The organism is Salinibacterium sp. SWN1162 (assembly GCF_015864675.1).
Taxonomy (GTDB): Bacteria; Actinomycetota; Actinomycetes; order Actinomycetales; family Microbacteriaceae; genus Rhodoglobus.
The window spans coordinates 182312-195306 of the sequence record NZ_JADYWT010000002.1 but is presented as its reverse complement, the minus strand read 5'-3'; the positions used below and the strand labels follow the sequence as shown (position 1 = coordinate 195306).

Annotated in this window: 10 protein-coding genes; 3 read left to right on the top strand and 7 right to left on the bottom strand. The window is 61.7% G+C overall.

Translation table 11 applies throughout. The annotated features are described in order from the left end of the window. Positions 1–68: 68 nt before the first annotated feature. Entirely contained in the window at positions 69–2177 is a 2109-nt protein-coding gene (locus tag I6E58_RS10665; protein ID WP_307842106.1) for an RTX toxin, read from the bottom strand. A gap of 274 nt (positions 2178–2451) precedes the next feature. On the opposite strand from I6E58_RS10665, the gene I6E58_RS10660 reads away from it, so the two are divergent. After that, a complete protein-coding gene (locus I6E58_RS10660) occupies positions 2452–4050 on the top strand; it encodes a LuxR C-terminal-related transcriptional regulator (protein ID WP_197133410.1) in 1599 nt (532 codons plus the stop codon). Positions 4051–4530: 480 nt separating this feature from the next. Here I6E58_RS10660 and rplL read toward each other — a convergent pair whose 3' ends face one another. From rplL to I6E58_RS10640, 4 genes are all read right to left on the bottom strand, one after another. Next, positions 4531–4911 carry a 50S ribosomal protein L7/L12 gene (gene rplL / locus I6E58_RS10655; RefSeq protein ID WP_197133408.1) on the bottom strand — a complete coding sequence of 127 codons (381 nt, stop codon included), beginning with the start codon at positions 4909–4911 and terminating at the stop codon, positions 4531–4533. Positions 4912–4950: 39 nt separating this feature from the next. Beyond that, positions 4951–5466: a 50S ribosomal protein L10 gene (gene rplJ, locus I6E58_RS10650; protein WP_129073060.1), complete on the bottom strand. Its 516-nt coding sequence runs from the start codon at positions 5464–5466 to the stop codon at positions 4951–4953. 313 nt (positions 5467–5779) lie between these two features. Further along, complete coding sequence (locus I6E58_RS10645) at positions 5780–7273, bottom strand: cell wall metabolism sensor histidine kinase WalK (protein WP_197133406.1); 1494 nt, start codon at positions 7271–7273, stop codon at positions 5780–5782. After that, on the bottom strand, positions 7270–8022 hold the full coding sequence (locus tag I6E58_RS10640) for a response regulator transcription factor (protein WP_129073058.1): 753 nt from the start codon (positions 8020–8022) through the stop codon (positions 7270–7272). Before I6E58_RS10640 ends, I6E58_RS10645 begins: the two co-directional genes overlap by 4 nt. A 177-nt stretch (positions 8023–8199) precedes the next feature. Here I6E58_RS10640 and I6E58_RS10635 point away from each other — a divergent pair, with 177 nt between their 5' ends. Together I6E58_RS10635 and I6E58_RS10630 are read left to right on the top strand one after the other, a co-directional pair. Further along, positions 8200–9717 (top strand): ABC transporter permease, encoded by a 1518-nt coding sequence (locus I6E58_RS10635; protein WP_197133404.1) that lies wholly within the window; start codon positions 8200–8202, stop codon positions 9715–9717. A gap of 34 nt (positions 9718–9751) precedes the next feature. Further along, the gene (locus I6E58_RS10630) at positions 9752–10423 is read left to right on the top strand and encodes an ABC transporter ATP-binding protein (protein ID WP_197133402.1); all 672 of its coding nucleotides are present in this window, start codon (positions 9752–9754) and stop codon (positions 10421–10423) included. Positions 10424–10458: 35 nt separating this feature from the next. Here I6E58_RS10630 and I6E58_RS10625 read toward each other — a convergent pair whose 3' ends face one another. Together I6E58_RS10625 and I6E58_RS10620 are read right to left on the bottom strand one after the other, a co-directional pair. Further along, positions 10459–11790 (bottom strand): MATE family efflux transporter, encoded by a 1332-nt coding sequence (locus I6E58_RS10625; RefSeq protein ID WP_197133399.1) that lies wholly within the window; start codon positions 11788–11790, stop codon positions 10459–10461. 3 nt (positions 11791–11793) lie between these two features. Continuing rightward, positions 11794–12954 (bottom strand): hypothetical protein, encoded by a 1161-nt coding sequence (locus I6E58_RS10620; RefSeq protein ID WP_197133396.1) that lies wholly within the window; start codon positions 12952–12954, stop codon positions 11794–11796. Between the last annotated feature and the right edge of the window lie 41 nt (positions 12955–12995).

Genomic DNA, 12995 nt, shown 5'->3' with positions numbered 1-12995 from the left:
TGCGCTGTGCGAGAAACCTTAGAAGGGAGTTCGGTGGGTAACTAGGGTTACCCACCGAACAGTCAGGATCAGCTGCCGCGAACTACCGAACGTCGTCGGGCAACGCTGAACCCTACGAGCACCAATCCGAGCTGCAGGAACCCGAGTCCAGCGAGTGTCGGAGCGATTGTGCTCGAGCCTGTGTATGCCAGAGTCGGCAGGTCAACGGTTGAAGGAATCGTTGTTGCCGGCTCTTCGGGGGCAAGCGGGAGCGTCGGAAGATCACACACTTCGAGCGTGAACTCGTTGACGCTGACCAGTTCCATGTTCATGCTCTCGACGGTAACCGTGTAGGTGTCACCGTTGGGTACGTTCTCGATCATGACCGTACGGGTCGGCATGTCAGCGACGAAGACAACAGGCTCCACACCGTCAACCGGCTCGCCGGTCGACTTGGTGACTACGGTGACCGTGTAGGTCTCGCCAGCGAAGAGATTTCCAGCGGAGATTTCAAGGGTGGATGCGCCGTCAACACTGCACTCAACCTGCGATCCGAGAACCGCAGGGGTCTCGGGACAAGCGTCCAAGTACATGTCGGCTGCCGCGGTCACAGTCGGGTTAGACGCTGTGTCCGTTACGACGACGCGGTAAGCGTTCTCAGTTTCGAGACCGTCAAACGTGAACTCTTGAGCGGCTCCCGTGCTGGAGTCGAGCGCACGCGGCTCGCCAACTACTACGTTGTTGAGCATGAGTGCAACCGTGTAGTCGCGACCCACTGCGTAGTTCTCCACCGTGGCGGTGATCGATGCGTCGCCCCCGGGTACGGTGCACTGTTCAGCGCTCAGGACAACAGTCGTCTCGTTCGTTGCACAGGGCAGCAGCGTCACCGATGCGGTGTTCGTGAAGCTCGGTACGAGAACGTCGGTCACCGTTGCGGTGTAGACACCGTCAGCAAGACCCGTGAGAGTTTCGTTCACACTCGACGCCGTGGCGACGAACGCGCTCTTGGTCAGAACGGAAGCGCCCGAGGCGTTCGTAACGACGATGTCGTACGCACGGCCAGGAACGAGGCCATCGATAGCTACAGCCATCTCGCCTTCAGCCTCAGAAGACACAACGTCACACTGGGTTGCTGTCAATACAGGCTGCGCGATCTCATCGGGGCAAGGAAGAAGCGTGCGGGTGCTGCTCGTGAGCGGCTCTCCGCCCTTCTTCACATCGAGGATGGTTGCGAAGTAGCTACCTGAGGGGGTCGCATCTGCGTAGTTGTAGGTTCCGATGGCGGCATTTGCGGTGAACGTCGTTCCGCCAACGCTGGTGCTGCTGTCTGCTGCGTTGAATACCTCAACCTTGTATTCGCGACCGATGACCAAGTCGCTGAGTTCAACCTTGAGTCCGGCAAATTCACCAGGAACAGTGCACTCGTTCGCCGTGATCGCGATGCCACCAACCTCGGGGCAAGCGACCGAGTGAACGATCTTGCTTGCCGTGAGGCCGGGGTTCTTCGTGTCAACGATCGTCATCGTGTAGGTGAGACCCGCGGTTACAGCGGTCGGCCAGGTGTAGCTCTGAACCGTCTGCTTAGCGGTGAAGGACTTCGTGACCGAGTCACCGGTGCTGCTCTTGAGCGTTACGTCGTATGAACGACCAGCAACAAGGTCCGCGAACTTAGCGGAGAGGTCAGTGGTGCCGCCAACAACGTCGCAGCTCGAAGCGGAGAGGTCGATGATGCTCTGCGAAACACAAGGAGTGGAGGTCTGGGTCCACGTGCGGTTCCAGCTCGAGTTGTGAGGGTCGTTCCACGCGGTCACCGAGGCGGTGAAGGTGTGTGCCTCAGTCGAGTTGGGGAAGTCGAACTTCGCGGTGCCGTTGCGACCGAATTCAACGACCTGCTTCTCTCCGCCTTTGAGCTGGAACGTGAGCAGGTTCTTTTGGCCTTCGCCCTTGCCGGCCTCTGCGTAGTAGGAACCGGTGAGGGTTACGCCCTCACACGTTACGGAGATCTTCGGCGTGTGCGCTTCAGCTGCGGAAGAAACAGATACAACCGCTAGTCCAGAACCCACAACGAGGGCGAGGGCGACAATCGCCGCAATGCCTCGGGTGTCGCGCAGCGAGAATCGCTTTCGCTTCTGGCCTGTGGACTGATCGAATCGGGGGCTTCGATTTGCGGCGCGCAGGCGCGCCAAAAAGTTATTCACTTCGGGTTTCGCTCTCGGGTAGCGAGCATCCTGGAACAGTTCGAACTAAAACGCTGGGGGCGCGTTAGGCCGGCGGGGAATTCCGGGTAGCTCTATCGGGATTGTCACACGTTCGGGGGTCAATAATGCGACGTGCCTATTATGGGGGCCACCTGTGAGATAACGCAACCCCAACACGCAGAGAGAGTATGGTAATACTCTCGCGTCACCCACCCGACTAGGCGAGAACTACGAACTCAGCGAGCCAATCGGCTCAAAGGGGGGAATGCAAAGAATGGCCATTGCTGACGTGAGTGCGCTTGAACGCGCCTTCGACGCGGCTCGCGTTTCAGGAAATTTCACTCTCGCCATCCAAGAGCTCCACGAGACGTGGCCGCAGATCGTCAGCACAGCTGGCGTCCCCGTTCGCCGCATGCTCGACTCCACGCCGGCCGCCCTCTGGCATAGCGAGCCGTGGCTCGTCACCTGCTATGCAGCCAGCTTTCGAGCTTCCGATACAGCCGACCGCACATCCGCGCTGCCCTATTTCGAGGCAGCGTTCGCGCTACTGAAGCCCGAAACCCCGGCATTCGTTCGCGCTACTCTCTACGTGCGTTATGCGGCGGCGCTACGCTCCCTAGGCCGTCTGAACGACGCTCTCGCCGCAGTCGCGACAGCGAGTGCTATCGCGGACAGTCACGATGTCATCCCGCTTGCTCGCCGCATCCCGCTGACGGCTGAAATTGCGTTGCACCGCGGAGCGATTGCCCTCCACGGCGGAGATTTCGATCGCGCGAAAGCCGACTTTCGGCTTGCCGGCTCTTTAGCCGAGACCAACTTGAGCGTTGCAAACCAGCTTGAAGTCTTTGGCTGCCTTGCACTCATTCAGTTATTTATGGGCGACTTCGAGCATGCGCTGAGCTACGTGGCGCGGGCTAAATCGACCGGCGCAAGCCCTACGTTGCGCAACAGCCGCTTCAACGCTCCCGCCCTCATCACCGAACTTCTGGTCACGATCATGCAGCGCGGTGGCGAGACCATCGCACCGCTAGTGAGCACACTTCGCGAGGCGACAGTCGACAGCGATTGGCAGCCCCTGGGCTTGTATGCCCAAGCGTTTGTCGACCTCTTTGATGCGCACGCCCATGAAGGCCTCGAACACCTGCGACGGGCCTTGCTTGCCCTCGATGGCTGGGATCCGGTGGGCTTTGTCGACTCCGAGATTCGCGGGCTTCGCGCTGCTGCCTTCCTGCAGCTGGGAGACAGCGGTGCAGCGTGGGACATCCTCGCTGACTTCAGCCCGACTCAGCATCACACGGTGTGCCCGGGCCGGCTCGTGGCTCACTTGCGCTTCGTCACGGGCGACGCACGCGGAGCTCTCGACGCCATCCGCGAGTGCGAAATACTTGGCGACGCGCATTCCAGCCGGAATCTCGCCGATGTTTTCCTCCTCAAGGGTGCAGCGCACCTCGCGCTCGGAACCGAAGATCAATCCGACATCGCTTTTGATCGAGCCCTTCGTCTCGCTGCGCGCAACCGGATGCACAGCCCATTTCGACTTGTTCCGAGTGAAGCAGTACAAGACATGCTCACGCGTGCGGCTTCTCGCAGCCAACCACTCGAAGTGCAAGCGCTCATCAAGCGACTCGACGGACTCACCGTTGTGTTGCCCACGCGAGACTCACAGACACTGAGCGATCGCGAGCGCGCTATTGCTCGCGAGCTGGTGCGTGGCAGCAACTCCGCAGAAATTGCCGAGACGCTGTTCATCTCCGTCAACACCGTCAAGTCTCACCTCAAGAGCATTTATCGCAAGCTCGGCGTGACCTCGCGAGTCGACGCAATTCACAAGTCCCGTGAATTAGGGCTGCAAGTGGATATCACCCCCAACTAACCCTCCATTCACCCTCGGGGGTGTTGCTACGCCAGTGGAGCCTCGGTACATTAGTGGAACTGCTTCCGCTAGCCCCGCTTTCTTTGCGCGCCTAGCGGTTCCGTGCCGAAATATCCGCCTCCGGAACCTGATCCCTGGTGTCAACGGATTCGGCACGTTGGTGGGGCGCTCGGCTGGTTACCAGGCGCCCCACCCCCTCTCACTCTCGTCGGCCCACGCGAACATGTGCGGTCGGTCTTGCCAGCGGCCCCCGAGCGCCGTCGATTTCACCTCGTGCAAGTTCCCGCCCGCTGCGGCCCTGCCGGCCCCCTGGGTGCCCTGTGAGCGCTCACAGCAGCAGTTGCCGACCCGTGCAGCCCCGTATCGAGCGATGCTCTGAGCTGCTTGCTCCTTAACCGCAGAAAGGCGCCACCCCGAAGGGTGACGCCTTTCTGGCTAAGCATGCCTCTAGAGAGGCGGAATCCTCGTGAGAGGAATCGACTACTTAAGGGTTACGGTTGCGCCAGCTTCTTCGAGCGAAGCCTTTGCCTTCTCAGCAGCTTCCTTGTTTGCACCCTCGAGTACAACGCTGGGAGCGCCATCAACGACTGCCTTTGCCTCTCCGAGACCGAGGCTCGTAAGGGCGCGCACCTCCTTGATAACCTGGATCTTCTTCTCGCCAGCAGCCTCGAGAACGACGTCGAAGGAGTCCTTCTCTTCAACTTCTTCAGCGGCAGCAGGTGCGCCAGCAGCTGCAACAGCAACGGGAGCAGCAGCGGTAACTTCGAAGACCTCTTCGAACTTCTTAACGAAGTCGCTGAGCTCGATGAGGGTCAGTTCCTTGAAGGCCTCGATGAGGTCGTCGCTTGACATTTTCGCCATGATTTTCTCCTATATTTCTTAAGCTAATTAACCCGCGCGTTACTGCGCGGAATCCTGCTTCTCGCGCAGCGCGTCGACCGTGCGAACGGCCTGAGCGAGCGGTGCGTTGAACAGATAAGCGGCGCCGAACAGCGAAGCCTTGGCGGCTCCTGCAAACTTCGCGAGGAGCACCTCCCGGGTTTCAAGATCGGCGAGCTTGGTGACCTCTGCTGCGGTGAGCGCGTTACCGTCAAAGTAACCGCCCTTCACCACGAGGAGAGGGTTTGCCTTGGCAAAGTCACGCATAGCCTTCGCAACGGTGACAGGGTCTCCGTGTACGAATGCGATTGCAGACGGACCAACGAGCTCTTCGTCGAACGACGAAATGCCAGCGTTGTTCGCTGCGATCTTTGTCAGCGTGTTCTTCACCACGGCGTATGTTGCGTGCTCACTGATTGACTTGCGCAGCGTCTTAAGCTGGGCAACAGTGAGTCCGCGATACTCGGTTAGCAGGACGGCGGTCGAGTTGCGGAAAAGATCCGTAAGCTCGGCGACCGATGCTTCCTTGTTCGCCATGGTGCTCCCTAATGATTGATGTGTGTCTGCCTCAGAACCGCAGAAAGATGTCGTCAGGAGCACGGGGCTTTAAAACAAAAAGCTCCGGCCCTTCTGCACTAGCGCAGAGGCACGGAGCTGAGTTACGGCCAGAGCTGGCCGGAAAACTACTTCATACACCTGCGCTGGCCTTCGTTTTCACGAACTTCGATCACACGCATTTTCATGCACGCAAACGACCTGCGGTCTTTGGCTTCCGTAAGAGTACGTGATTGAGGGCCCGGCTGCAACTTCGCAGGGGCAGCGCTCAGACGACCGTCCCCGCCGCATCCCGTTACTGCCGTGCGACCGTCGGCAGTTCCACGCGAAACACGGTGTCACCGGGTTCGCTCGAGACTGAACTCGTTCCCCCCAACGACTCGACAACTGCCGAGACGATGGCCAGGCCGAGCCCGGTGCTGCCGGCGGCGCGCGAGCGGGAACTATCACCACGTACGAAACGTTCGAAGACCTTCGCCTGCAACTCCTCCGCAATTCCGGGGCCCGTGTCTCGCACCTCGATGATGGCGCGATCCCCCGTGGTGGAGAGGCTCGCGGTCACGCTCGTGCCCGCCGGAGTGTGGATGCGCGCGTTCGCGAGAAGATTGGCGACCACCTGGTGAAGTCGAGCACTATCGCCGTTGACGATGACCGCGTCATCCGGAAGTTCAAGCTCCCACTCATGATCGGGCCCCGCAACATGGGCATCCCCGACGGCTTCGATCAGGAGCCGTGAGAGGTCAACTGCGCGGTGCTCAACCGGAGCCGACTCGTCGAGGCGAGCCAAGAGCAGCAAACTTTCTACCAGCCCGGTCATGCGCACCGATTCGGATTCAATGCGCCCAATGGCGTGAGCGACATCATCCGGAATCTCATGGCCCCCCCGTCGCGTCAGTTCGGCATACCCACGAATCGAGGCGAGAGGGGTGCGCAGCTCGTGGCTCGCATCCGCAACGAACGACCGCACCTTGTCTTCGCTTGCTTGACGAGCAGTGAGCGCGGATGCCACGTGCTCGAGCAAGCGGTTGAGGGCCGAGCCCATCTGCCCGACTTCGGTTCGCGGGTCGGCGTCATCAAGGGAAACTCGTTCGGCGAGCGCTACTGCTCCCCGGTCGAGTTGGAGCTCGGATACCCGTGTCGCGGTGCTCGCTACACGCTCAAGGGGTCGCAGAGCGAACCGCACGGCGATCGCACCGGCCACGGCGGCCACGGCGATCGCGAGGAGGCCGATCCCCACTACGAGCATGGTGAGTTGAAAAACAGTAGCCCGCACGTCGGAGAGGGGAAGGCCGACGAGGAGCGAGTCGCCCGTCGTCGGGTCACTCGACACGATTATCCGGTAGTCGCCAAGGTCACCACCCAGCGATACCGTCACTGGCTCGTCGGTGACGGGAAGGGCAGCGAGCGTTGCACGCTGTTCTTCGGTCAGCGGGCTGGACGCGCCTTTATCGCCGAGAACTCCGGCGATCACGTCTCCCGAGCTGCTGATGAGCCCCGCGATGGTGCCAGCGCTCTGTCCAGGAAGCGCCAGAAACTCTCGCGCGGGCGGACGCTGCTGGCCAACTTGGCCATCGCTCTTATCGAGCGCACCTTGAGAACGATTGGCGGCTGACGGCAGCTGAGCGTCGAGCCGGTCAACGAGAAAACCTTGCAGCGCAATGACGCTCACGACACCAATGAGAATGGCGGCAAGCGCAATGAGCGCGGCACTTCCTAAGACAAGTCGTGTGCGCAGACTAAGGGGTCGCCGCCCGATTCCGGGGGCCTTCACCTCGCGCGGCCGAGTCATTCGGGCGCCCGCAACATGTAACCGACACCGCGCACGGTCTGGATCATGGGCGGTCCGAGTACATCCACTTTCTTACGGAGGTAGGAGATGTAGATCTCGACGACGCTGGCTTTACCCCCGAAGTCGTAGCTCCACACTCGGTCAAGAATTTGGGCTCGGCTGAGAACGCGGCGTGGGTTGCGCATGAGGTAGCGCAACAACTCGAACTCGGTGGCGGTGAGCTCTACGGGAGTGCCAGCGCGGCTAACTTCGTAGGTGCTCTCGTCGAGCGTGAGGTCGCCGACCTCAATGATGGGGTTCGACTCCCCCGCGATCGTCAGCGTCGAGCGGCGCAAGAGTGCCCGCAGCCGAGCTACCAATTCTTCCAAACTGAACGGCTTCGTCACGTAGTCGTCACCGCCCACCGTGAGGCCGGCGATGCGATCGTCGACGGAGTCTTTGGCCGTGAGAAAAAGGATTGGAGTCTGGATGCCATCCGCTCGCAGGCGAGACAAGACAGAGAGGCCGTCAAGGCCAGGAAGCATGATGTCGAGCACCACGACGTCGGGTTTGAACTCGCGGATGGTCGACAGAGCGGACGGTCCGTCGGATGCGAGTCGCACATCCCACCCCTCGTAGCGCAGCGCCATGGAGAGGAGGTCGGTAAGCGAATCTTCATCGTCAACTACCACCGCACGGATGGCAGTTCCGTCGGCGCGACTGAGTCGCGGTTGCGCCTGAACCGCGGGGAGGTGGTGTGACTGGGTCATGGGTCTAGTTATTCGGAGTTTCCTATGAAATTTCTGAATGTGCGTACGTGTGGCCACATTCATTGTGATTACTGGACCTTCTCAGCGGAATCACAGGATCGCCATAGTCCGCTGATAGAGACCGTTCCTAGCTTTGTCTCGACCACTTGCATCACCGCGCACCACCCGAGGAGACCCATGTTCGGAACCTATCTGTATCGAGAGCTCAGCAATCGACGCAAACAAACAGCAATTATCGCCGCCGGCATGGCATTAGCTATCGCACTCGTCATGATTGTCAACGGCGTCGCAGCAGGCGTTCGCGACGCGCAATCGACCGTGTTGGCCTCGGTCTACGGAGTGGGAACCGACATCACGATTACGCAGGAGCCTGCCCAAGGCATCGAAGGAAACGACGGAGCTCCGGGCGCCGCTCAGGGCGACCAAGCCCGCACCCAACCTCGATTCGAATTCGGAGCCGAGGACGGCGAAACCACCGATGGCACGACGGCGCTCAGCCAGTCCAGCCTCACCAGCGGCATTGCCAGCATCACCTTTGACGCGGATGCTCTCACCACAGCTTTGAGCCTCGACTCCGTTGCCACAGCCACCGCCACTCTCGCGCTCACCAACGTGAGCTTCAGCGGTGAAGTTGCTGCGCCGACCACGACGGACACCGGCGAAACCGCACCCGGCGGAGGAGCCCAACAGGGTGGCCGCGGCGGTCCCGATGGAGCTGGCGGAAGCGCCTTCAACGTCGATACCTTCACCGTGACCGGCATCGATGTAGCGGGCGAAAGCGTGGGCCCACTCACTTCCGTCGAGCTCGTAGATGGCCGCGCCTTCGAATCGAGCGACAGCGACAGCGACGTCGTGGTCCTCGACACGAGCTACGCCACCACGAGCTCACTTGCCGTCGGCGACAGTCTGGAGATTGGTGGCGAAGAATTCGAAGTAATCGGAACCGTCACCTCGACCTCCGCTGACGCGACTACGGCATCCAATACCTACATTCCGCTCGACACCGCCCAGCGCGTTGCCGAGCTGGAGAACCAGATTTCAACCGTTTATGTTCAGGCCGCGAGTTCAACCGACATCGCTTCGGTTCAAGCTGCGCTGCAAACGGAATTGCCGGATGCCTCGGTGAAGACGCAGGAGGATCTCGCCTCGAGCGTTTCCGGCTCGCTCTCTACCGCTTCTGACCTCGTCGGAAAGCTCGGAACGTGGCTCTCGATCATCGTCTTGGCCGCCGCGTTCCTCATCTCGGTACTGCTCACCACCTCTGGCGTAGCCCGCCGCACCCGTGAGTTCGGAACACTGAAAGCCATCGGCTGGAGCAATGGCGCTGTCGTTCGTCAGGTCGCCGGCGAGTCGCTTGTGCAAGGTGCCATCGGTGGAGTGATCGGTGTTGCGACCGGACTTCTCGGCATCCTCGCCATTAATATCGCTGCTCCTGTACTCAGCGCGAGCGCTACCGCGACCGCGACCACGGGCCAAGGTCCTGGCGCAGGTGGCGGAGGCGGAGGCAGCCGCTTTGGCGACGCTGCAACCACCGCCGCGGCGACGACCGATATCGCTCTACAGATTCCCGTGACCTTCGGCATCATCGGCATCGCCGTTGCTCTCGCCATTCTCGGTGGACTCATTGCCGGTGCGTTCGGCGGCTGGCGTGCAGCACGACTGCGCCCCGCTGAAGCTCTCCGCAGCGTTGCCTAACGCCTGAACCCCCTAGACCTCAAGGAGACTTTTAATGTACGAACTCAGCGAACTCACCAAAAAGTACGAAACGAAACGCGGCCCGATTAGCGCCCTGAACAAGGTGAGCTTGAGCATCCCCACCGGCCAGATGGTCGCCATTCAGGGACCAACCGGAGGCGGCAAGTCAACCCTGCTGCAGATGCTCGGAGCTCTCGAGCGCCCCACGAGCGGCACCGTCACCCTCGGCGGCGAGGAACTCTCCGCGATGCCCGACTCGCGACTGGCAGAAATTCGTGCGCGCACCATTGGCTTCGTCTTTCAAGGATTCAACCTCATCCCGACGCTCACGGCGCAGGAGAATGTGGAGACAGCGCTGGCCCCGCTCGGGCTATCGAACCTCGACCGCCGTCTCCGAGCTCGCGCCGCGCTGGAAAAGGTCGGGCTCGGCGAGCGGCTGACGCACCACCCCTCTGAACTCTCGGGCGGTCAACAGCAGCGCGTAGCCATCGCTCGCGCGCTCGTGAAAGAGCCCAAGGTGCTTCTGGCAGACGAGCCCACCGGAAACCTCGACGAACAAACGCGCGACGAGATTATGGACCTGCTCGAGGGATTGTGGCGCGACGACGGGCTGACGCTGATTATCGTGACCCACGACTCGGCGGTCGCGAAGCGTGCCGAGCGACGGTTGCACTTGAAGCACGGTGGCGTCACAGAGAAGAAGTAGCGCAACAGCATTCCGCTGCGGGCGGCGCGTGAGGTTTAGCGCGTCGCCCCCGGTACGAGCCACTGGTCGCCACGAGCACGGATGCCGAGGGTGACGGCACGGGCTCCGATGTAGCCGAGGCCGAAAGCGAACCAGAGGGCAACGATGGCGGCGGTTCCGGTGAGGTTCGAGGAGTAAACCCACCACAACAGCGGCACGTACACCGCAAGGTTTACAAGCCCAGTGAGAGCGAGGTAGCGGGCATCCCCCGCCCCGATCAACACACCGTCGAGAACAAACACGAAGCCAGCGATCGGGATGCCGAGGGCCAGCACCGGCAGGAGTGCGGCCAGCCCGCTGCGCACGACAGGGTCTGAACTGAAGGCGAAACCGGCCCACGGCGACACCACGAGCATGACAAGCCCGAGCACCACTCCGCTGCCGATACCGAGCTCGACGAGTCGGCGAGTAATGGCGCGGGCCTTGACGAGATCACTCGCGCCCAGCTCTTTGCCGATCATGGCCTGACCGGCGATCGCCAACGCATCCAAGACAAAAGCGAGCGTCGCAAAGATTGTCAGAGTGATCTGCACGGTCGCAAGTTCGGGAACACCGATGCTGGTGGCAACCGCGATAGTCGCGAGCATCGCCGCGCGCAACGAAGCAGTGCGCAGCAACAGCCACGCTCCGGCGTGCCCTGCCAGCAGCATCCCGCGACCGTGCGGCCGCACACGGGCATCTTCACGGCGCGCTAGCGTGACGAGCATCACGAGGTAGGCGGCGGCCATTCCCCAGCTCGCGACGACCGTGCCGATGGCAGAACCCGCGACGCCCCAACCGAAGCCGTAGATGAACAGGGTATTGAGCAGGGCGTTGGAGATGAACCCCGCGACCGCCACGATCAGCGGAGTGCGGGTGTCTTGCAGTCCGCGAAGGAGTCCCGAGGCGGCAAAGGTAATGAGCATGGCCGGCAAGCCGAGAATCGAGATAGTCAAGTACTCGGTGGCGTAACCGACAATGCTGGGGTCAGGGTTGAACAGACTGATCAACCACGGCGCGGCGGGGATCCCCACTGCCACCAGGATGACGCCGAGCACCACCGCGAGCCAGACTCCGTCGACTCCGGCAGCGACAGCACGCGCGCGATTGCCCACCCCCAACCAGCGGGCAACGGCGGGCGTGGTGGAGTACGCCAAGAAAATGAGCAGACCGACCGCCGTTTGCAGCACCGCGCTCGCGACGCTCAACCCGCCGAGTTGCGCACTACCGAGATGCCCCACGAGGGCAGTGTCAGTGAGGAGAAAGATGGGCTCTGCAACGAGAGCGCCGAGCGCGGGAACGGCGAGACGGCGGATGTCTCGGTCGAGTGGAGAGCGGAGAAGCGACACGGCCTACTGAGCTGCCGAACTATCGCTCGCATCAGGCGAGGGCGGAGCGGCCGGGGAGGTCTTCAGCGCCGTTGGTTTCTTCGCGGCTGGTTTCTTCGCGGCTGGTTTCTTCGCGGCCGGCTTTTTCGCGGCCGGCTTCTTCGCCGCCGGAGTCTTCTTCGCCGCCGGGCTCCTCGGAGTGGGAGTCTTCTTCACCGTTGCCTTCGCCGGCGCTGGAGTCGTCGCTGGACGCTCCTGCTCGACGGCAACAGTCGCTTCGCCCGCCTCTGGCCCGGCGTCCGCATCCGCCTCCGCCTCCGCGTCCGCATCTGCATCCGCATCCGCCTCGACCGCGACGGGAGCGGCATTCGTGACGACCGAAGCGATCTGGCTGTCACCGGCTCCAGCTTCAGCTTCAGCTTCAGCGCGACGCTCTCGACGTTCGCTCCGTTTACCGAGAATGGTCGGAACGAGCAGCGCCAACAAGACGACGATCACGGTCGTCACAATCAGCACCACCGATTGCACTGCACCCCGATTGGGTTGCGGGGTCTCGTCCACGACAGTGATGACACGCGACGACACGATGGGCTGATACGCCGTCAAGCTGGTCTCCCCCGCGACCTCGCTTGACCCTCGCACCAGAGGAGTGATTACTCCATCAACGAGGCTGAACCAGGCGCCCGTTTCGGGCTCGTGGATGAGAGTGGCGTCACTATCTACGTCGTCGAGAGCCAGCGCAGTACCGGGACTGCGGATGAAGTCGATCATCTCCGGCTCAACCGTTGCGGGGTCGAATCCGATAAGAGCAACCCCGACAGGCTCGTCGCCGATCATCACGGGGACCTTCCACCGATTGACGTACTGAACAGGAGTGTCGGTGGCGATGCCCGAGTGAAAATCTTGTGACCACAAGAAGACGCGGTCGATTTCTCCCAGCTCAATTCCTTCGGAGAAGTCGAGCCCGGTACCACGCTGATCAACTCCGAAAAACTCTTCGAGGCTCTGAAGCAAGCCATCGTCATCCGTGGCGAACGCCGATACATCGGGCGGAATCGAGCCCGTAGATGCCGACGCTTCCGCGGCAGGAACGATGGTCATCAGTGCGATCGCCAGCGCAGCCGCACCGGTCAGCCACCGACGGAGTCGGGGCGACGATGCTGAAGGGAGGGGCGCGGCTCGCATTCGCCTAGTCTGCCAGTTCACACCGGCAATTCCTGCCCCAA